Raw genomic sequence first — 19,582 nt, forward strand, 5'->3', positions numbered from 1 at the left:
GCCCCGATCCACTCGACACAGCATGCGACTTTTTCAACAGAATTAAGCGAAAGTGAACCTGCTGCCTCCGGTCTGATTCCGGCATTTTCTCCAACGCGGACATAATCTCGCAGTTAGACGTCGTACCTTATTGAAGTTATACTATCGCATCGCCACAAGTTTAGTGTCATCGCATTTATCTGAAATTACGAGGTTGCAGTGTTATCCAGTGATAACATAGTTCTTTTGGAGCAGATTAATGGGGCGTGCGAACAATAATTCCGCTCCCTCCCCCGTGCGGCAACATAGTAAGCGGCGGGGCTGCCCTGCTCGTTCCGGTGAAAGTTATAGACGGGCCTAAGAAGCCGCAAAGATCCGGTCGGAAACACCCAGACGGCTCCAACGGATAACCTGGTTATAAGGTTTTGTGCAGACCATACGCTTCGGGCGCATCTTTCCACTGAAGCCCGTTACGGATCACATATACGATCCCGCTCAGGACGCGCCGGTCATCCACACGCAGCACGCCGTGAGCCAGAGGAAAATACGGTGCAATCCTTTCTATCTAGCTCTCAGGCAGCAAAAACACACCACTCACAGGATCATCTTCCACGAGAAACTGTGAATCATCGCTCAATTTAATAAATTAATAGATTCTGAACCTAAGTTTCTACCATAAGAAGCGGAGTACCGTGTGAAACAGAATATGGTAGGCTGGCGTCCTGTTTCTTGGACGCAGAAAGGTTTGACACTCCTCATGCGATTTACCCGCCTGCGTTTTCTAATCCTTGCCTCAGGTTTATTGGCGGGTGGAGGATGTACTCCACAGGGTGCGCCTTCTTTCCCCGTTGTAGGCGCTTACTTTCCGGACTGGATGGTCTGTGGTCTCATCGGTGTAGCTGTTGCTGTCGGATTACGAGTGATATTTCTTCTGACCGGCCTTGATGCCATCCTCAGCTTTCGTCTCTTCACGTATGTGGCAATGGGCGTTATCGCCGCTTTGACAGTGTGGACGCTGGTATTCGGGCCCTGATGATGCAGCGCATTCATGTCTCAGGAAAAAAGCCTATTGGTATTATCATTGCTGCCATCTGCGTGAGCGCGGCCATTCTGTTTGGCGTCCATGTTTCGCATGAAGACAGCACTCATCCGTCTTCGGATAGCGGGAGCATTGACGCAGAGATGGTACACGTCGCCTCCACCGTTGGTGGAAGGTTGAAGGAACTGCGTGTTTCCGTCAATCAGCATGTCCATAAGGGCGATATCCTTTATCAGCTTGACCCTGAGCCCTACGAACTGACTGTCCGACAGGCTCAGGCCAATCGGGATCTTGCAAATGCGGAGGTCGAAAACCAGACGCGGCTGCTCAGTATCAAGACGTCGAACGCCGCTACAGCAAATGACCAGGTTATCCGCGCCAAAACAAATCGTGATTTGGCCGCACGTACGGTTGAGCGCCTGAAGCCGCTGGCAGGACAATCCTACATTCCATGGCAGCAGTACGATCAAGCCCGCGTAGCACTTCACGATGCTGAAGTCTCGCTGTCGCAGTCTAGAAACCAGTCTGTCGCAGCAACAACAGCAATCGGAGATCTGAAAAGCTCTCTTGCTGCACGTGATGCCAGTCAGGCAGCCCTAGACCATGCAAAATACGAGCTACGCCAGACTGTGGTTAAAGCACCTGTGGATGGTTATGTCACAAGTCTACGTATTAAAGCTGGTGAAGTTCTCGCACCTTCTCAGGTCCTGTTCACACTCATTGCTGATGATGAATGGTACGCAACCGCCAATATTCGCGAGATCAATCTTTCTTCCGTCCAGATCGGCGACTGTGTGACCGTTCATTCGATGATTGACCGGCATAGTCCTTTGCGCGGACACGTCGAAAGCATTGGCTGGGGAGTCCTGTCTGTAGATTCTGCTGGGATTGCCCGATCACTACCTATCGTGCCGCGTCAAATGGACTGGGTTCATGTCGCCCAGCGTTTCCCGGTGCGCATCAAGCTGGAAAGGGCGAACCCGCTTTTGCTGAGACTGGGCGCTACAGCAACCGTTGAGATCCGGCATGGCGCTGCCTGTCCCTGACGCAGCGGTGACTGTCCCGTCTTCTTCCAGTGTGAGAGGGCCAGGACTGGGATTGGCACGGATATGGCGACTGGTCTGTAATCCTGCTCCCGGACGGCTGGGCTATGCGCTACGCATGGCAGCCGCATGCACAACGACCGTGTTGATTGGTGAGATCTGGCAGGTTCCGGAACTGGCGGTTCCTGCTCTTGTGACAATGGCGCTTTGGCAAAAGGACCGAGTGACCAATGCTTTGGCTGGGGTTGCCGTGAATGTCCTCATCCTTATTCTGCTCCTGATCATCTATGGGTTAATTCGCCTTACGCTCGATCACCCCATGGGATTGGTCATCGTCATTGCCTTGTTGTCATGCAGTTTTTTCTTTCTGGGTTCGGCCAGTAAGCTGAAGCCTGTGGCCTATATGCTCGGTCTGATTACTGTTTACGGATTGATCGCGATTGATCAGGTCCCGGTAGGAGAAGTCGTGACACGCGCCCTTCTCTACACGGATCTGTTTCTGGCCGTACCAGGATCCGTCATGATTGTGCTGGGGCTTCTGATCTGCCCATCTCCCAAAAAAATCCTGACGGACAGCATTGCTGCCCGGCTCCACATGGCTGCTCGCCTTCTCCAAAATCCTGATTCCCTCACGCAGGAACGAGCGATAGATATGCTTCGGGAAGGCACGGCGGACATGATGAAGTCTGCCAAGATGGCCTCACTTGAAAGGATCTGGTCTGCTCATGATCTGGCTTGCTTGCGGCAGGCTGCCGACAGCAGCGTCGCCGTTCTTGCGCTTGCTGATGATGTGAGCAGGGCAAAACTGTCCCAGGCCCAGTTGTCTCGTCTGACTGAAACACTTGAAGGCATGGCCAGAATTTTTGCGGACGGTGACTATCCCACAGCAGTCGAAAGCCCTGTGCTCGCTTCGGAGCACCCATCTCTACAGGCAATAACTGCTCTCCTGTCAAATTTCACAACCCCACCTGCCCCGGTCTCTAGCAAATCGCCAGAAAAGAAAAAGTCCGGTTTCTTCTCTGAGGATGCCTTTACCAATCCAGACCATGTTCGTTTCGCAGTGAAAGGGACTGCTGCAGTGATGCTGAGTTATCTGACCTTCAAGGTTCTAGACTGGCCAGGCATCCATACCTGCATCATCACCTGCTTTATCGTAGCGTTGCCTACGATGGGCGAAATGATTTCAAAGCTGACATTGCGCATCACGGGCGCTCTTATAGGCGGTACGCTGGGGATCGCCTCTATTATCGCCGTTATGCCGCACCTGAATGGTATCACTGGATTTCTGGCACTCGTCTTTGTTGTTTCCCTGATCGGGGCCTGGGTCAAGACAGGCGACGAGCGTATTGCTTATGCTGGCTTTCAGATTGGTCTGGCATTTTATCTGACAGATCTGAAGGGTTATGGTCCAATAGCTGACATGGCCACCGCCCGGGACCGCATTGTCGGTATCATGCTGGGCAACCTCATTACATACGCCATGTTCACCAGTTTCTGGCCTGCCAGTGCCTATGATCATCTCGGAGCCAGCCTTCGCAAGCTGTCAGATTGCCTGAAACGCCAGGGTACGGCTCAGAGCTCCCAAAATCAGCTTGATGCTGCCGCTCTCAGTCAATCTGCGTTACTGGAAAGCGAACGAACGCTGGAATATGCGATGTCTGAGCCTGTTCATATGCGCGCTGACCAGCCCCGCCTCCGGGCTGCCCTGGATGCTTTAAGCGATGCCTCAAGGCTGACTGAAGAATTGCTCGCAACTCCCAGGCGGCCAGACCTTGCCGATCGCACGGCACGACTGGAACAGATTGCTTCATGATTCACTTCAAAAAATTCTTCATGCCGTTGCTACTCAACTTCAGACGGCGCCCTATCGGCTTTACGTGCGGATTAATGCCGCTTTTACTGTCCAGCTGTGCGACCCAGAAACTTGAAACAGCGCCTGCTAGCCCTGATAGGCCCTGGCAACCTAATGTGGCTGCAAACGGGGAACTGATGTCCGGTAAGCCCGGATCACACGCACTGGCCGTACCCGCCGGATACACACTGCCTTCCAATAGCCAGATCCATGTACGGCCCCCTGTCCCAGAGTTGGCTCCTCAAACAGGGCATGCCTACTCCCTGCCTGAACTCATTGATATTGCGCAGTCTACCAATCCTGAAACGAGGCGTGCCTGGAATCTTGCACGCGATGCCGCTCTGGCTGTGGGACTTACAAAGAGTGCTTACTTGCCTCGCCTGACTGCAACAGTTGTCGGCGGATACAATCATAGCCGCAATGATGGCGCGAACCCGTCGGTCAGCAATGCAGGCATTGCTGAAGACGCCATCAACTCTGGTCTGAATGGGTTAAATACCGCCTTGGGTGGTGTCCGCAACAGCAGGTCGGGGGCTGGCGAGATCCAGACTTTGGGTATGGAATGGCTACTGTTCGACTTCGGCAAACGTGAAGCCGTCATTGCAGCCACAAAGCAGGCACAGATTGCAACCAATGTGCTCTTTACTGCAGCTCATCAGAAAATCATCTACGGAGTAACAACGGCCTATTACACTCATGCCGCAGCGCAAAGTCGTGTCATGCTGCTGCGTAAGGCACGGGATAATGCGCACTTCGTGGAATCTGCCGCAGTCGCCAGGCTGCATCAGGGGCAAGGAACCATTGTAGATGTCACCCAGGCTCGGCAGGCTACGGCACAGACTGAACTGCGACTTGTACAAGCAGAAGGCGATGAACAGAATACCGAGCTTGAACTTCTGAATGCCATTGGTATTTCGCCGAATACGAAACTTGAGACACTCGATATTTCCGGTCGTCCGCTCGGGCTGGACGACATCCGCCTTACTGACGCGTTTGTCCAGCAAGCCGTTTCACGTAGACCGGATGTTCTTACAGCCTATGCGAATGCGAAGGCGGCAAAAAGCAGGGTTCGCGCAGCTAAAAGCGAATTTCTGCCCAAGGTCTTCATGACCGGGAATGTGGCTTATACGACGGGACGTCTGGCACTTTCATCTGTGCCGGGAGTGGGAAGTGAGGCTCCCCCGACCCTTAACTTATCGAGTAATGCCTTCAGTAGTTTGATCCTGGGTGGGATTACTGTGCCCATCTTCGACGGAGGAACCCGATCAGCGCTGCTGAAGCAGGCCCAGGATCAGTCTGACAGTGCAGATGCGACATTGCAGCAGACAGTCGACAGTTCTGTGAAGCAGATCGTGGCTGCAGAAAATGCCCTGCGTACAAGCCTGAGTGCCTATACCGCATCAGCAAAGCTAGAGACGGCAGCAAGGACGAGTTTTGAGGCATCCTCAGCAGCTTATCGTAGCGGTGTAGGCTCCATGACGCAGACAAGTATCGCGCAGAATGCGTATCTGGATGCGACACTGAGTCATTCAGATGCCTATTATGCGGCTTTAATCGCCGCGGCTGGACTTGCTTTTGGAACAGGGTCGTTAGGTGGAAGTGAGACACCATAAATAGAGATTTATGTCTCGCTTTCCGTTTCTCCAAACATTCCCCTCTTTATGAATTCAAAAATGAGCTTGCTCGACTGAAGAGGTTACGTGAAGGGCTGGAAAACTCCTAGTTTTGGGTTCTTCTTTATGATTTCTTCCTGCGTGGATGGAAGGGAATAGATGATGAAGCAGTCCGGTTTCTTTGGTATTGAAGATCGGCTTGCTTGATTGAGCGGGCTTGATGATCAACTCGAAGCCTTTTTCCGACCTGTGGATTTCGAAGCATTTCGTCTTGGCCTGGATAAAGCTCTGGCCTATGCAGACGGCAGTAAAGGCGATCGTCCACCGCTTGATCCGGTGCTGATGTTCAAAATTCTGGTCATCCAGACCCTGAACAACCTGTCCGACGAACGGACGGAATATCTGATCAACGATCAGTTCTCCTTCATGCGTTTTCTTGGTCTGGGGCTGTCGGATCGCGTACCCGATGCCAAAACGGTCTGGCTGTTTCACGAACGTCTGACCTAGGTGGTGCGAGTGAAAGGCTGTTTGACCGGTTTGACGTGCCCCCGAAGAAATGTCGGTTATTGGCCAATGTCAAACCAGACCTTAAATGCGACATTGATGGCAGTTCCAAAGCAGCGCAACACCAACGCTAAGAAACCGGATCTTCGGGAGGGACGGATCCCACAAAACTGGCAGGATGAGCCCTCAACGCTATCTTATAAAGATCGTCATGCACGCTGGACTTTGAAGTATTACCAAAGCAAAGCGTCAGGATGACGGAACGATCCTCGCAACGGATCTCGCCGGTCCCTTCTTTGGCTACAAATCCCAAATTTCCATCGACCGGAAGTTTCGGCTGGTCCGGAAATCGAAAGCGACAGATGCAGCAGCCAGTGATGGTGTCCGATTGCGTGTTGAACATGTCTTTGCGGATCAGAAGTCGCAGACGGGGCTCGTTGTCCGAACCATAGGAATTGCCCGAGCCACCATGAAGATCAGATTGGCCAGTATCATCTACAATATGCGCCGCTTCCTGGTCCTGCAGAGAATAAACGCCGCGGCGTAGCAATCCAGAGTTAATGCCTTCCCCTCTGCTGGAAACGCAGAGCGGAAGGCAGACCGCAGGCTCTTCAATTAGCAGTTCTTCGATCTTTCCGGTTGCTGGAGCTTTTCCGGCTCAACCAGAATACGTCCCCCCAGCCCGTCAGTCAGAACCGGACTTTCCAAAAGGGGTGTGCGTACCACCTGGCCCCGTATCCTGCATGATGCCGCGAATATTTCGGAGAAATCCGGCGTCCTGATTTCACATGTGGTCACAGATACTTGCCCTTACTCTGATAGATCCATCATCCTTTTCAAATTTTTCTCAAATCAAATATTATATTTTCATGTTGTCCCATAAAGAGAACTTATCTGCCCGTCAGACGGCTGAGCCGTCGCATATCCATAAAGGGCCTAGGAGATGGGAATGTTCTGATGATAGAATAAAGTCCAATTCTGATCAGTCCCTTAGGGCAAGGCCCCATGAACGATAAAATCGTCGTCGATCTCAACGCCGATCTTGGCGAAAGCTTCGGACAGTTCAAAATTGGCAATGACGACGCTCTGCTGAATATCGTGACATCCGCCAATGTGGCCTGCGGCTTTCATGGCGGCGATCCCGAAGTCATGGCCAGTACCTTCGCCAGCGCGAAGAAAAAAGGCGTGGCGATCGGGGCGCATCCCGGCTTCCCGGACCTATGGGGATTTGGCCGCCGCGTTATGCCCTTCAGCCATGACGAAATAGAGCGGATCATTTCCTATCAGATCGGGGCGGCGCAGGCGCTGGCCCGGTATGCTGGCCACCGGATTTCCTACGTCAAGACCCATGGAGCACTCGGCAACATGTTCGAGCGCGATCCGGCGGTCGCAACCTCCATCCTCAATGCCGTTGAACGGACGGCACCGGAACTGCCGCTGATGGCGATCTCCCGCAGCCATCTGGAACGGCTGGGGCGGGAACGGGGCATGACCATCCTTTCGGAAATCTTCGCGGATCGAGCCTATACCGAAGACGGGAAACTTGTGCCGCGCAGCGAAGATGGAGCCGTGCTGCACGACCCCGTTTTCGCTGCAGAACGAATGGTACGAATGGTGAAGGCGGGAGCCGTAGAAACCCGCACCGGCAAGATGCTGCCCGCCTGGATTGATACAATCTGTGTTCATGGCGATAATCCGGAATCGCTGGATGTTGCCCGAAAGGTCCGAGAGGCGCTTGAAGCGGAAGGGGTGCAACTGCAGTCACGTTTCTGATCCACCGCGCCCGCCCAAGGAGGTCTTATGTCATCTCGCTCAAGCAGAAAGAAAGATATCCCGCCAGTTCCGGATACGACGGCGATAGAGCGGGCGTTTATCGTTTCCTCATCTCATCTGGCAACCCCCGGGAACGAGGATCTGAGCGAGCTGGAATTTGCGCTCACGGTCATGAACAACGCTTTCCAGCGCTGGGTGCAGCGCTGCATGGCGGCCGTTGGGCTGCCCGAGCTTTCCGTTCTGGATACCCTGATCCTGCACAGCATTAATCATCGTCACCGGGAAAGAAGTATTCCCGACCTGATGTTCACCCTTAATCTCACGGAACGGCATCCGCTGAATTATTCCATGAAAAAGCTTGATGAGTTGGGGCTGATCGAGCGGCGCAAGCAGGGCAAGGAAGTCTTTCTGCACACCACCGAACGGGGACGGCAGTACTGCCAGGATTATGCGCGGCTGCGGCGTGTATGTCTGCTGGAACTGGCGCCTTCAGACCGGAAGGTGGGCGGTGTACCTATTTCGGATGTGGCAAAGGCGCTGCGGGTGCTGACGGGATTTTACGAACAGGCCTCGCGCTCGGCCGTTTCGTTGCAGACGGACAGATCCCCAACGAGCGGCTGAGACGCGGAGGCAAGCCTCAGCCTGACTGGAGGATCATCACCGGGGCGTGGTAGCCAGCCGTCTGTCCGTTCTGCATCAGGATCTCCACAAGCGTGCCGTCTTCAGGCGCAACAACTGGCAGCCGCAGCGGGCCGACTTCCGTGAAGGCCAGGATGTCTCCTGCCCTGACCGTATCCCCGCTCCGGACGGAACCGGGACGGAAAATGCCGAGTTCCGGGCTACGGAGCGTGAGATGCGCGTCCGGAGCGCATGGACCGGACACTGCCGATGGTTCCGAGGAAGGCGAATAAGAAGACTGTCCGGCTCCGGCCGGCGCCAGCGTGAGGTGCAGGCTCGTGCCTCCGCTCTGCTGCTCGAAGGTCGTGACACCGTACTGACGCATGCGACCGACCAGGGCGTCGAGTGTTTCGGGGCTGATCATGGGGCGTCCTTCTGCTTCAGGAGGCTTTCCAGATAATGCACGCTGATATCTCCACTGCTGAAGCCGGGTTCATCCATCAGGCGGCGGTGCAGAGACGTGGTGGTCTCGATGCCGGTGATTTCGAGTTCATCGAGCGCGGCCTTCATACGACGGATGGCGTCCGCGCGGTCCGCACCATGCACGATCAGCTTGGCAATCAAGGAATCGTAGTTCGGCGGGACGGTATAGCCATCGTAAAGATGCGTATCGACGCGGACACCAGGCCCACCTGGAGCACGATACTGTCCAATCCGGCCGGGCGCGGGACGGAATGTTTCGGGGTTTTCCGCGTTGATGCGACATTCGATGGCATGTCCGTCAGTGCGGATGTCGGACTGACAGATCGAAAGGGGACGGCCCATGGCGATGCGAAGCTGCTCCTGCACGATGTCGATGCCCGTCGTCATTTCTGTAACCGGATGCTCGACCTGCAGGCGCGTGTTCATCTCGATGAAGGCGAATTCGCCGTCTTCGTAGAGGAATTCGAACGTGCCGGCACCCACATAACCCATTTGCTCGCAGGCGCGGGCGCAGCGCTCGCCGAGGGCGGCGATCTGCTCCGCCGGGATGCCTGCGGCTGGCGCTTCCTCGATCAGTTTCTGGTGACGTCGCTGGACCGAACAGTCTCGCGCACCGAGCCAGATGGCCTGGCCGTGTGTGTCTGCCAGAACCTGAATCTCGATGTGACGGGGTTTCTGGAGGAAGCGTTCGGCATAAACGGCAGGATTACCAAAGGCGCGTCCGGCTTCCTCACGGGCCGTTTCGATCGCAGTCAGGAGGTCCTCACCTTTCCAGACCACGCGCATGCCGCGTCCACCCCCGCCGCCGGAGGCCTTGACGATCAGCGGATAGCCGATGCCGTCGCACAGGCTCTGTGCGGCCTCCGGACCGGTCGGCAGGGCATCGTCTGACCCCGGAAGGCAGGGAACATCGGACAGACGCATCTGCCGCTTGGCGCTGATCTTGTCCCCCATCAGACGCATGATGTCCGCGCCGGGGCCGACAAGGATCAGCCCCGCCTTTTCGACCGCCTCGGCGAAATCGGCGTTTTCGGACAGGAAGCCGTAGCCGGGATGGATAGCGTCCGCACCACTGAGGGCGGCGGCATGCAGGATGCGCTGACCGTCGAGATAGCTCTGTCCCGGCGAGGCCGGACCAATGCACAGCACTTCGTCAACGAGACGGAGATGGGCCAGTGAACTATCCGCCTCGGAACAGATCCCTACCGTCTCCAGACCGAGAAGACGGCAGGCCCGGACAATGCGCAGGGCGATTTCGCCGCGGTTGGCAATCAGAACACGACGGATCTCACGCATCGAGACGCTCCACGCGGAAGAGCGGCGTTCCGGGCTCGAGGGGCTGGGCATTCTGTGCCAAAATCTCGACGATACGGCAGGGATACTCGGCTTCGATCCGCGAGAGGGTCTTCATCACTTCAAGGATGTAGAGCGCCTGCCCTTCCTTCACCGTATCTCCGACCTGCACGAAGGGCGGCGCGTCCGGCGCCGGCGAGGCGTAGAACTGACCATGCATCGGGGCCTCGATGGTCTCGGTCGCTGGAGCGGCCTGTTCCGGCGCGGTGACCAGAGTGTGTAGCTGCACGGCCCCTGCCGGAGCAGACATCGACGCAGTCGCCGGGCTGGATGAAGACGGCTGGGCGACCGGTGCGGAGGCCACGGTTCCCACGCCCCGGACCAGACGCAGGTGTTCCGCGCCGTTGCGATAGTCGAGTTCCGTGATACCGAGGGTTTGCATCCGGGCCATGAGGGCGTCGAGACGCTGGAGATCCAGTTCCATGAAAATCGGATCCTTGGCTTAGGTCAGCGCTTTGAGGGGAATGCCGTTTTCTTCCAGACGGCTGCGGACCATCTGTGCAATCTGGACGGATTCCTCATTGTCGCCATGGACGCAGATCGTGTCGATCTGGACGGGAAGCATCTTGCCCGAACGCGTTTCGACCGCGTTGGCCCTGACCATGCGGACAATGCGGTCAGCGGCGAAATCCGGATCGTGCAGGACAGCGCCTGGCTCCTTGCGTGAGACGAGCTTGCCGTCTTCAGTATAGGCGCGATCGGCGAAAATCTCGGAAAAGATGGTCATGCCCTGTTCGCGGCCGAGGCGTTCGAGATGGCTCAGGGCGATCGCCGTGATGGGTAGTGCAGGATCGACGGCGCGAACGGCGTTGATGATCGCCTGCGCAACATCGGGGTCCTGCTCGGTCAGATTTCCCAGCGCGCCGTGTGGCTTGACGTGGCCGATCCTGTGGCCGGCATACCGGGCCAGCGCCTGCGCCGCGCCGATCTGGTAGGCGATGAGACGTTCGATCTGGGCCGGCGTGAACGGCATCACGCGACGGCCAAAGCCCCAGAGGTCCGGAAAGCCGGGATGCGCCCCGACGGCGATGCCCTTTTTCTTCGCGGTGGCGAAGGTGCTGGCCATGACTTCGGGATCGCCGCCATGAAAGCCACAGGCCACGTTGGCGGAACTCACGACATCCAGGATCGCGGCGTCATTGCCAATCGTGTACGCGCCGAAGCTTTCACCGAGATCGGCATTCAGATCAATGGTTCTGGTCGACATTCTGTCAGGCTCCTTGGAGAAGGCCAGTGGAAGAATTATGAGACATCAGGCGCAGAGCAGACCAGCACGCAGGGTACGGAGGTCGCGTTCCAGCGCGGCGAGTTCAGTGGCCTCACGGCGGATGGCTGTGACGGCCTCGTCCCGGCTCACCGTCACGAATCTGACGGCCCGTCCGACCGGAGTCTGACCCAGAAGGCGCAGGTCGGGCTCGATGACGGTGGCGATCTTCGGGTATCCGCCACAGGTATTGGCGTCCATCATCTGAATGATGGGCTGTCCGGCTGGCGGCACTTGGACCGTGCCGGGCATGATGCCATGCGAAAACAGGCTGACCCGGTGATGCAGCGCCATTGGGGTATCGCCTTCAAGGCGATACCCCATGCGGTTGGCGCTGGAGGTCAGGGTCCAGGTGCTGTCTTCAAAGATCCGCAGGCTTTCCGGCGTGAACAGGTGATGCTCGGCGGCAGGCAGGACACGCACGACGGTTTCCGTCCCCCCGGGCAGCGGAGCGGGATGCGACAGTCCATAGCCATATTCCGGAAAACGGATGCCGGCAGCGGAGACAGGGAGAGTCGCGAGGATGTCCCCCTTTTGGAGCGGCCGTCCGTGGAAGCCCCCGAAATTGCCTTTGACGTCTGTGGCGCGTGCGCCGAGAACGACCGGAACATCAAGGCCCCCGCCGAAGGTCAGGTAACGGCGCGAACCACTGGACGGAGCCTGGACCGTCAGGACCTGCCCCGGCTGCGCCGTGATGGCCCAGTTGGCCGGCAGCACCCGTCCGTCCAGCGTGGCAAGGCCTTCGGCGCCGGTGATGGCCAAGGCCGTTGGTGCGTCGAAGCGGATGCGAAAGGGGAAGAACACAACTTCGATGCCCGCATCCCCGGGAGCATTGCCGAGCAGAAGATTTCCCTGCGCCAGGGCCAGTCTGTCCATCGCGCCCCCGCGCGCTACTGCAAGCGTCATGGCGCGGGAGCGGCCGAAGTCCTGGATAGTGTTCAGGGTCGATCCGGTCAGGACTTCAATCATGAAACTCTCTTGAAACGGATGGTATCGCCGAGGCGGAAGAAGCAGGGTTCGTCGCGGGCAGGATCGAACATGGTGAGGGTCGTGTTGCCCAAAATATGCCAGCCGGACGGGGAATCGAACGGGATGATGCCCGCATGCCCCCCACCGATGCACACGGAGCCCTGCGCGACCTTCAGGCGCGGACTATCACGCCGCGGAAGCGCCAGACGCGGGTCCAGACCGGTGAGGTAGACGAAACCGGGCATGGCTCCGATAGCCGCGACGCTGTATGTGCCGCCACTATGCAGGGCGATGGTTTCCTCTTCGGTCAGGCCTGCAGCCTGCGAGACGAAGGCGAGGTCTTCGCCATTATAGATGACGGGAATTTCGATGTCCCGGGACGTGAAGGCGCCGGCAGGGGTTCCCGCCCATGTTTCGCTCAGAAGGCGCTCCATGGCATCCGGCTCCGTCGTGACGGGATCGAAAGTCACGAGGAGGTTGTTGACGCCGGGAACGGCCTGAATCACTTGCGGGTGGACCATGAGGGTCTGGGCGGCGGTCCAGACCTTCTGCTGGGTCGTGTCGCTGAACGGGCCATTGGCTGCGTCGAGAAGCAGCGCACCCGCACCGGCCATGCTGATACGGCTCATGCGTTTGCATCCTGTTGTCTGCGTCCGTGGATGACGCGGGTCGGCATCAGCCGGGCTGCAATGGCTCCGGCGAGAATAATGACTGACGTGATGTAGAAGACACCGTGGAAATTGCCGGTAGCCTGAAGGAGATAACCGGTCAGGACCGGAGCGAGAATACCCAGTCCGTTGCTGAAGGTCAGGATGAGCCCCGTGACGGAGCCGAGCATCTCATGTTCGACGAGCAGGTCGGCGATAAGAGCCATGTTCGCGCCCAGCCCCGCAGAAATGAAGCCCATGGAGACCGCCAGCAGCGGGATCATCGTCAGACCGGAGGAACACAGGGGAAGCAGTCCCATCATAGAGGCCAGAACCAGATAGACGCTGACAATGTTGCGCCGTGCCCCCAAGACCAGGGAATGGCCACGCACAAGGCTTTCACCGATTTTCCCCGCCGTGATGGAAAGGATGGCGGCTCCCAGATAGCAGTATCCCGTATAGACGCCCGAGCCGGTCAGGCTCAGGTGAAGGGTCTGGCGCAGGATGATCGGCAGCCAGGACATCAGGAGGAAATTGGCATAATTGCCGCAGCACTGGGCGATGACGATGCCCCAGAAGGGGCCGGACGCGAACAGGGTCGGGACCGACAGCAGGGCGAAGTTCGTACCATGCCGGGCGGTTTCCTCGCGCGGATGAATGACCAACCAGGCGATGGACCAGGCAAGACCGAGGCAACCCAGAAAGATGAAAGCGCTGCGCCAGCCGAAATTCGCGATCAGCCAGGCGCCACTCGCCGCACCCGCGGCCAGTCCGATGGGAATGCCGCAGACGAAGGCCGTCATCATGACGCCACGCTCGGTGGCGGGGGCCCAGGCACGGATGACCTTGTTTCCGAGGGCGAAAGTGGGCGCTTCACCAACACCGAGCAGGATACGGGTAGCGATGAATGCCGGAACGGTCGCCGTCAGGCTGCCCAGGATCATGGCGATGGACCACAGGGCCACGGCGAGAGCCCCGATCACGCGCTCGCCCAAACGATCCAGAAGGATCGCGGCAGGAAGATTGAGAATGAAATACGACCACAGGAAACTGGACAGGACCCAGCCCGTCTGGCCCGGCGTGAGGGAAAATTCATGGGCGATCTGAGACATGCCGGCAGAGAGCGCGGCGCGGTCTCCGTAGCAGATGACGCACATCGAAATGGTCAGGGCGTAGATAACGAAGCGGAAAGACCGCTTCGTCCCGGTGGCGGGGAGAGAGGGAAAATGCAAGAGCCGTAACCTTTCCTCAGCCTCGATCAAAACGTGAAGGCAGTCCGGACGTAGTACATTCCCCCGTTGAAACCGTATGGCGAATAGAAGGCATATTTATAGGCGCCGAACAGCGGAGCGGAAACGGACTTGGGAACACGCGTCGGATATTTGTTGCCAAGATTGTTTGCCCCCACGGACAGCGACCACTGCGGGAGGATCTTGTAGCCGACTTCCATATTAGTCAGGAATGCGGCGTTCTGCTGAAGCGGAGGAGCCGTCGGACTGGCCATGAAGACGATGGAGCCATAACGCTGCTCCTCGACGAAGACATGCCATTTGCCAAGCGTCCAGTTGACCGAGAGATTTTCGCGGTTCTTGGGGGCGGAGCGCAGCAGGACCTGTTCGGCATAATTGTTGAACGTGTTCAGACCCATATTGGCGAGAATGGCCGGGGTCTTGTTGTGGCTGCGGATCTCGTTGTCCGAGTAGTTGAAGGTGAACGCGAAGCGGAACGTGCCGACGTGAGGCGTGTGCAGCGTATAGTCGGTGTTGATGTCGCCGCCGAACGTCTCGGTATTGACGGGATTGGTATAATACGAGGCATAGGTGGCGTTGCCCAGACCGGAGGCGGCGAGGATCGCCGCAACGCCGGAACCGCCCAGCGTCGTGGTGCTGGCGAGACGGTCGTTGATGGCGATGTAATACAGGTTGCCCGTGACGTGCCAGTCCTTCACCGGAGTGGCGTCCACACCGATGCTGTAGCTGCGGGAATACTCACCCTTGATTTTGCCCGCGCCCAGTGCCTGCGCCGCGGCGCTGCTGTTGGGGAGTTGGTCGATCGCGTAGTTCGCGAAGGGGGCATTGTAGAAATAATAGGTCTGGCCGAGCGTGGGAGGCCTGTAGCCGGTGTTGATGTTGGCCCGGATCGCCCAGTTCCTGTTGAAATTGTAGCGCGTCCCGATTGAGCCAGTTTCGACGGTGGCCAGATGGCTGTAGCTGGTCGCGCGACCGCCGATCGTCCATTCCCATTTCTTCGTCAGAAAGAAGTTCAGGTCCACGTTGCCTTCGTAGATGTCGCGACCGCGATTGGTAACGGCCATAGGGGCATTGCCGGCATGATCCATCGCCCCCAGACCGATCCACGAGGCTTCTTCACCTTGGGTCATCTGGAAGGTGTCACGACGGTATTCACCACCGAAGCGCAGGGAAAGCGGTTTCGCAAGGCCGATGTCGAAATTGCGCGAGCCTCGCAGGCCGGTGGACAGTTCCGATGTGATGGCCTTGCCATCATAGAAGCGGGTCTTGTCGTTCTCGCCCAGCGACAGGTTGTTGCTTCCCACGGTCGAATAGCTTTGGTCATCACGGCCGAAATTGACGTAGGCGTCCCAGGAGAAGCCGAATTTGTGGGCCTTGATGCCGTTATCCGTCTCGAAGTCGTACTGGTCCATCTGAATGTAGGGAATGGTCCCGTTAGGCCAGAGATTTGTGTCGGTCAGGCTGTTGCCGGCGCTGCGATAGGTCTCGGCGACATTGACGCGACGATGGCCGAAGGTCGAGGTGCTGTAGAGATTGACGTCATGTCCCAGCGGAACGGACAGGTTCTCGCTGATGGTTTCCAGCGTGGACTTCGGAATGCCGAGCATGCGCTGGACGTCGCGGCTGGCGGTTTCGTTGCGGGAATCTCCGACCGGATAGAGCTGCCCGACGAAGGCTCCGGTGCGGTCGGTCGGCTGCTGGTGTGTCACCTGCGCCGCCAGATCCAGATACCCGCCAAGCTTGCCCAGAGACGTTCCCCAGTTCGCGTAACCGTCCAGGCCCTGCCCGTCTCCGGCGTAGTAACCACTGTTCTTGAAGTTGATCGACCCGCCATGCGTATCGCGCTTGAGCACGATATTGACCGCGCCGGCGATTGCGTCCTGGCCGTAAAGCGCGGAAGCACCTTCCGTAATGACTTCGATATGGTCGATAGCCGAGATCGGAATCAGGGAGATATCGGCAGGTTCGGTGCCCCAGTTCGGGCCAGCATTGGCATTGAAGTTCGCACCAATATGGCGGCGATGACCGTTGACCAAAATCAGCGTGTCATCAGCGGATTGACCACGAAGCTGCATGGTCTGGACATAGGAGTTGTTGCCCACACCACCCTGAGGCGGAGACGTGATGGCTGCGGAAGCCTGGGCCAGTGCCTGCATGACGTTCGCCTGTCCGGTGGCGAGAAGCTGCTCGCCCGAAACGACCGTGACCTGGGTGGTGCTGTGAACCTGTGTGGCAGGCGAAAGCACAGAATTCGAGGTCACCCCGGCCACGCGCATCGTCTCCCCGCTGGAGCGGGAGACAATCGATGTTACCCGGCGGCCAGGGCGTGTCGCTGGGTGGGGCGCCGGCTGAAGCGCAGGCACCTGTCCTGACGAAGACTTCTGAATGGCAGGAGACCGCTTAGAGGGGGGGTGATACCCAGTGGCGGGTGTGGTTCCCCCCCAGGACGGACTTGCAAAACAGAGACCCGCCGCACCGGTACAGAGTAAGAACGCTTTTATTCTGTACGTTTTGAACATCTGATCGTCTCCAGATGACGGATATATATATATAAATTACATATGTTGTTATATCGTAATGTAAAGGATTCGGAAGACGTAATGTTTTCCCGGAACAAATTTTATGCGGATCGCTCTTCGCAGGGGGGCAGGGAAACAAAGAGGCGCTGAACGCTCGGGATCGGGCCTTCGTGATCGTACCGGCGCAACAAGCCTCAAAAATATGATTGTATCTTTCGTTCGAGCAGCATTTATATTGAAACCTGAATGATTGCAGAGCTCAGAACATTCGTTGCCGTTGCCCGTCTGGGCAGCTTTGCCGCCGCCGCGCGTCAGACGCGGCTGACGCAGTCGGCCGTCAGCGCGCAGATCAGGCGACTGGAACAGGAGTTCGGCTATGGGCTGTTCCGCAGGACCGGGCGCTCCATCACGTTGAGCACGCGAGGTCAGGCTGCCCTTGAAAGAGCCGAAGGCCTCCTTGCGGAATACGATGGCTTCAAGGCGGAAGCACATGACCTGAAGGTTCAGGGGCTTCTCCGTATCGGAACGATTTCTACGACGCAGACCACGATTATAGCCCCTGCCCTCGCAGCTCTGCATACGGAACTGCCCGAATTACAGTTTCATGTCCTGCTGGATGCATCACTCGTCCTGCTGAGTTGTATCGATGCAGGAGAACTGGATGCGGGCGTCATGGTCAGGCCCCCTTTCGGATTACCGGCCCATATGAACTGGACCACACTGGCGACCCAGAAATACGTCCTGATCGCCCCGGAAAATATCTCCGGAGAAGACTGGAGGCATCTGCTGAACACGCAGAGATTCATTCGCTACGCCAGCGGATCCTTCGGGGGGCAGATCGTCAACCGTTTCCTGAAGTCCCAGTGCATCAGCACAGGTGATCTCGTGGAAACGGAGGCATTGAATACGATCTTGCAGATGGTGGCCCGCAATATGGGTGTGGCCATAGTTCCGCATATCTTCCCGGTCAGCATCATGCCCAATATCCGGGTTCTTCCACTCGGCGATCATGCCCCGGTCAGGGAACTGGGCGTCATGACCCCGAAGGGCCCGACCAGCCCAGTCAAGGACAGGATGCTGTTCCATCTGCAGGAAGCCGCCTTGGCGCATGAAGTTTTCGTCCCGTTCACCGCGGGCGAGGAGCCTGGGCGATGAGGGCGGCTCACTCACATTTCCAGTTTACTGATGGACAAAGAGTCATGCCTGTCTGTTTCATAACCCAGCCCATTCACCCGAAAGCCGTGGCATTCCTGAAGGAAAAAGGAGTCCAGATCCGGTTTGCAAGCGCACCGACAATGGAAGCGACCATCGCGGAAGTCGGGAACGCTGAAGCTGTCATCACGAGGGATCTCGGCTTCAGCGGAGCAGCGCTGGATGCGGCTCCCAAATTGCGAATCATCGCCTGTCACGGATCAGGAACGAACAGGATCGCCGTTAACGAGGCCGCACAACGCGGCATTCTCGTGACGAGGGCCATCAATGCAAACAGTCGGTCCGTCGCGGAGATGACCATCGCACTGATGCTTGCAGGTGCTCGAAAGATCTGCGCTGCGGACACAGCAGTCCGGGCGGGAAACTGGGATTTCCGGTATGAAAATCCTGGAATGGAAGTGCACGGAAAAACGCTGGGTCTTGTTGGGTTCGGCGCGATCGCCAGGCACGTCGCGCAGATTGCCCGAGAAGGGCTGGGCATGAAGGTCATGGCCTGGTCCCCCAGCGTGCCACACGATGTTTTTGTCGAACATCAGGTGAAGAATGTTTCTGATCTGCCGGATCTTTTGCATGCAGCCGATGTGGTGTCTCTTCATCGCCCTGCGGACGCTTCCGGAAAACCGACCCTGACACGGGAAATGCTGGACATGCTCAAGGATGGGTCAGTAGTAGTCAATACCAGTCGTGGAAGCGCGATCGACACCCGCGCACTCCAAGACAGCCTTCGGAGAGGTCGTCTGGGTGCAGCACTGCTCGACGTCCTGCCACAGGAGCCGCCGGAATCGGACGATCCTTTGCTGAAGGACAGGAATGTTGTGCTGACACCCCATATCGGGGCAACTACTGAAGAAGCACTGACACGCATGGCCATGACATGCGCGCATCAGGTGATGGCCTGCCTTACTGGTCAGTCCCCGCAATATGTTGTGCAGCCCAGTATTCCCATTAAATCTTAAGGCCTGTCTGCAGTCCGGAATGTCATTCGGTGCTTTTCGAGCCGGATGGCCGGGACCTGTGCGAAGAAGCTGGCCGAACAGGGCTTCGTCTCCATCGCTTTCGACCGGTTCTATCAGGGTGAAAGCGGGGCGAGTTACGTCAGCTCGAAAACCCGTTTGTCAGTACGGAAGATGTTAGGGTCGTCAGCGACGATCTGACAACGCCGCCCTACATCAAACAGAGCCGGATCGACGTTGCAGAGTCCATGATCCACATCAACACGAAAAGTGTCAGGTTGTGAGACGTCATTGGCGTAAATCATGATGTGATCGGCCTCATCCATGATTTCTGCGTCCTTGACGGGTTTGTGGCGTCGATTGCGGAGACCTGGTTGTTGCCGGCGGCGCTCGGCCACTTTTGCAGCAGGTGCAAGTCCGTTCAACGCCCGCTGTCGGCGTTGGTTGTAGGCGTGGGTGCATCCACACAGCAGGGCTTCAAGATCTGCGTGGTGCGCGACGTTGATCGGCA

General features: G+C 57.5%; 17 protein-coding genes and 2 pseudogenes. 9 read left to right on the plus strand and 10 right to left on the minus strand.

Annotation, left to right across the window (positions count from 1 at the left end; translation table 11 throughout):
• Window positions 1–348: 348 nt before the first annotated feature.
• Window positions 349–544: pseudogene (locus tag B7444_RS17130) on the minus strand (transposase); the annotation flags it as partial.
• A 192-nt stretch (window positions 545–736) separates the two neighbouring features.
• Between B7444_RS17130 and B7444_RS07360 the strand changes: the two are divergent.
• The 7 genes and pseudogenes from B7444_RS07360 (at window position 737) to B7444_RS07390 (ending at window position 8,424) form a co-directional block, all read left to right on the plus strand.
• Window positions 737–1,012 (plus strand): YtcA family lipoprotein, encoded by a 276-nt coding sequence (locus B7444_RS07360; RefSeq protein ID WP_081759375.1) that lies wholly within the window; start codon window positions 737–739, stop codon window positions 1,010–1,012.
• 2 nt (window positions 1,013–1,014) lie between these two features.
• The gene (gene mdtN / locus B7444_RS07365; RefSeq protein ID WP_035729133.1) at window positions 1,015–2,064 is read left to right on the plus strand and encodes a multidrug transporter subunit MdtN; all 1,050 of its coding nucleotides are present in this window, start codon (window positions 1,015–1,017) and stop codon (window positions 2,062–2,064) included.
• The gene (locus tag B7444_RS07370) at window positions 2,045–3,874 is read left to right on the plus strand and encodes an FUSC family protein (protein ID WP_048855143.1); all 1,830 of its coding nucleotides are present in this window, start codon (window positions 2,045–2,047) and stop codon (window positions 3,872–3,874) included. Before mdtN ends, B7444_RS07370 begins: the two co-directional genes overlap by 20 nt.
• Window positions 3,875–3,948: 74 nt before the next feature.
• Window positions 3,949–5,526: a TolC family protein gene (locus B7444_RS07375; RefSeq protein WP_371859464.1), complete on the plus strand. Its 1,578-nt coding sequence runs from the start codon at window positions 3,949–3,951 to the stop codon at window positions 5,524–5,526.
• A gap of 207 nt (window positions 5,527–5,733) precedes the next feature.
• Window positions 5,734–6,577, plus strand: a pseudogene (locus B7444_RS07380) (transposase).
• 458 nt (window positions 6,578–7,035) lie between these two features.
• Window positions 7,036–7,803: a LamB/YcsF family protein gene (locus B7444_RS07385; RefSeq protein ID WP_035729119.1), complete on the plus strand. Its 768-nt coding sequence runs from the start codon at window positions 7,036–7,038 to the stop codon at window positions 7,801–7,803.
• 27 nt (window positions 7,804–7,830) lie between these two features.
• Entirely contained in the window at window positions 7,831–8,424 is a 594-nt protein-coding gene (locus tag B7444_RS07390) for a winged helix DNA-binding protein (protein ID WP_048855144.1), read from the plus strand.
• Between the two features lie 16 nt (window positions 8,425–8,440).
• On the opposite strand, the gene B7444_RS07395 is transcribed toward B7444_RS07390, so the two are convergent.
• The 8 genes from B7444_RS07395 to B7444_RS07430 are packed head-to-tail and all read right to left on the minus strand — an operon-like array spanning window position 8,441 to window position 16,663.
• Window positions 8,441–8,845 (minus strand): acetyl-CoA carboxylase biotin carboxyl carrier protein, encoded by a 405-nt coding sequence (locus B7444_RS07395; protein WP_035729117.1) that lies wholly within the window; start codon window positions 8,843–8,845, stop codon window positions 8,441–8,443.
• Window positions 8,842–10,200, minus strand: coding sequence for an acetyl-CoA carboxylase biotin carboxylase subunit (gene accC, locus B7444_RS07400; protein WP_015074387.1), 1,359 nt, complete (start codon window positions 10,198–10,200; stop codon window positions 8,842–8,844). Before accC ends, B7444_RS07395 begins: the two co-directional genes overlap by 4 nt.
• Window positions 10,193–10,681, minus strand: a complete 489-nt coding sequence (gene accB, locus B7444_RS07405) for an acetyl-CoA carboxylase biotin carboxyl carrier protein (protein ID WP_035729115.1) — start codon at window positions 10,679–10,681, stop codon at window positions 10,193–10,195. Before accB ends, accC begins: the two co-directional genes overlap by 8 nt.
• A gap of 18 nt (window positions 10,682–10,699) precedes the next feature.
• Window positions 10,700–11,464 (minus strand): LamB/YcsF family protein, encoded by a 765-nt coding sequence (locus B7444_RS07410; RefSeq protein WP_035729113.1) that lies wholly within the window; start codon window positions 11,462–11,464, stop codon window positions 10,700–10,702.
• Between the two features lie 45 nt (window positions 11,465–11,509).
• Window positions 11,510–12,490 carry a 5-oxoprolinase subunit C family protein gene (locus B7444_RS07415; protein ID WP_035729108.1) on the minus strand — a complete coding sequence of 327 codons (981 nt, stop codon included), beginning with the start codon at window positions 12,488–12,490 and terminating at the stop codon, window positions 11,510–11,512.
• On the minus strand, window positions 12,487–13,119 hold the full coding sequence (gene pxpB, locus B7444_RS07420) for a 5-oxoprolinase subunit PxpB (protein WP_035729106.1): 633 nt from the start codon (window positions 13,117–13,119) through the stop codon (window positions 12,487–12,489). Before pxpB ends, B7444_RS07415 begins: the two co-directional genes overlap by 4 nt.
• Window positions 13,116–14,369 carry an MFS transporter gene (locus B7444_RS07425; RefSeq protein ID WP_035729104.1) on the minus strand — a complete coding sequence of 418 codons (1,254 nt, stop codon included), beginning with the start codon at window positions 14,367–14,369 and terminating at the stop codon, window positions 13,116–13,118. The genes pxpB and B7444_RS07425 overlap by 4 nt, the downstream gene beginning before the upstream one ends.
• A gap of 26 nt (window positions 14,370–14,395) precedes the next feature.
• Complete coding sequence (locus B7444_RS07430) at window positions 14,396–16,663, minus strand: TonB-dependent receptor plug domain-containing protein (RefSeq protein WP_080578948.1); 2,268 nt, start codon at window positions 16,661–16,663, stop codon at window positions 14,396–14,398.
• A 489-nt stretch (window positions 16,664–17,152) separates the two neighbouring features.
• On the opposite strand from B7444_RS07430, the gene B7444_RS07435 reads away from it, so the two are divergent.
• Both B7444_RS07435 and B7444_RS07440 read left to right on the plus strand, forming a co-directional pair.
• The gene (locus B7444_RS07435; RefSeq protein ID WP_015074395.1) at window positions 17,153–18,061 is read left to right on the plus strand and encodes a LysR family transcriptional regulator; all 909 of its coding nucleotides are present in this window, start codon (window positions 17,153–17,155) and stop codon (window positions 18,059–18,061) included.
• A 44-nt stretch (window positions 18,062–18,105) separates the two neighbouring features.
• Window positions 18,106–19,074, plus strand: coding sequence for a hydroxyacid dehydrogenase (locus B7444_RS07440; protein WP_035729099.1), 969 nt, complete (start codon window positions 18,106–18,108; stop codon window positions 19,072–19,074).
• 134 nt (window positions 19,075–19,208) lie between these two features.
• Here B7444_RS07440 and B7444_RS17135 read toward each other — a convergent pair.
• Window positions 19,209–19,582 (minus strand): hypothetical protein (locus B7444_RS17135; RefSeq protein ID WP_252365376.1); only part of this gene is annotated, 374 nt, incomplete at its 5' end.

This window comes from Gluconobacter thailandicus F149-1 = NBRC 100600 (assembly GCF_000964465.1).
In the GTDB taxonomy this organism is placed as follows: Bacteria; Pseudomonadota; Alphaproteobacteria; order Acetobacterales; family Acetobacteraceae; genus Gluconobacter; species Gluconobacter thailandicus.

Coding starts and splice junctions, on each gene's coding strand:
- B7444_RS07360 (WP_081759375.1), top strand. CDS start 737: ATGCGATTTACCCGCCTGCGTTTTCTAATCCTTGCCTCAGGTTTATTG.
- mdtN (WP_035729133.1), top strand. CDS start 1,015: ATGCAGCGCATTCATGTCTCAGGAAAAAAGCCTATTGGTATTATCATT.
- B7444_RS07370 (WP_048855143.1), top strand. CDS start 2,045: ATGGCGCTGCCTGTCCCTGACGCAGCGGTGACTGTCCCGTCTTCTTCC.
- B7444_RS07375 (WP_371859464.1), top strand. CDS start 3,949: ATGCCGCTTTTACTGTCCAGCTGTGCGACCCAGAAACTTGAAACAGCG.
- B7444_RS07385 (WP_035729119.1), top strand. CDS start 7,036: ATGAACGATAAAATCGTCGTCGATCTCAACGCCGATCTTGGCGAAAGC.
- B7444_RS07390 (WP_048855144.1), top strand. CDS start 7,831: ATGTCATCTCGCTCAAGCAGAAAGAAAGATATCCCGCCAGTTCCGGAT.
- B7444_RS07395 (WP_035729117.1), bottom strand. CDS start 8,845: ATGATCAGCCCCGAAACACTCGACGCCCTGGTCGGTCGCATGCGTCAG.
- accC (WP_015074387.1), bottom strand. CDS start 10,200: ATGCGTGAGATCCGTCGTGTTCTGATTGCCAACCGCGGCGAAATCGCC.
- accB (WP_035729115.1), bottom strand. CDS start 10,681: ATGGAACTGGATCTCCAGCGTCTCGACGCCCTCATGGCCCGGATGCAA.
- B7444_RS07410 (WP_035729113.1), bottom strand. CDS start 11,464: ATGTCGACCAGAACCATTGATCTGAATGCCGATCTCGGTGAAAGCTTC.
- B7444_RS07415 (WP_035729108.1), bottom strand. CDS start 12,490: ATGATTGAAGTCCTGACCGGATCGACCCTGAACACTATCCAGGACTTC.
- pxpB (WP_035729106.1), bottom strand. CDS start 13,119: ATGAGCCGTATCAGCATGGCCGGTGCGGGTGCGCTGCTTCTCGACGCA.
- B7444_RS07430 (WP_080578948.1), bottom strand. CDS start 16,663: ATGCGCGTGGCCGGGGTGACCTCGAATTCTGTGCTTTCGCCTGCCACA.
- B7444_RS07435 (WP_015074395.1), top strand. CDS start 17,153: ATGATTGCAGAGCTCAGAACATTCGTTGCCGTTGCCCGTCTGGGCAGC.
- B7444_RS07440 (WP_035729099.1), top strand. CDS start 18,106: ATGCCTGTCTGTTTCATAACCCAGCCCATTCACCCGAAAGCCGTGGCA.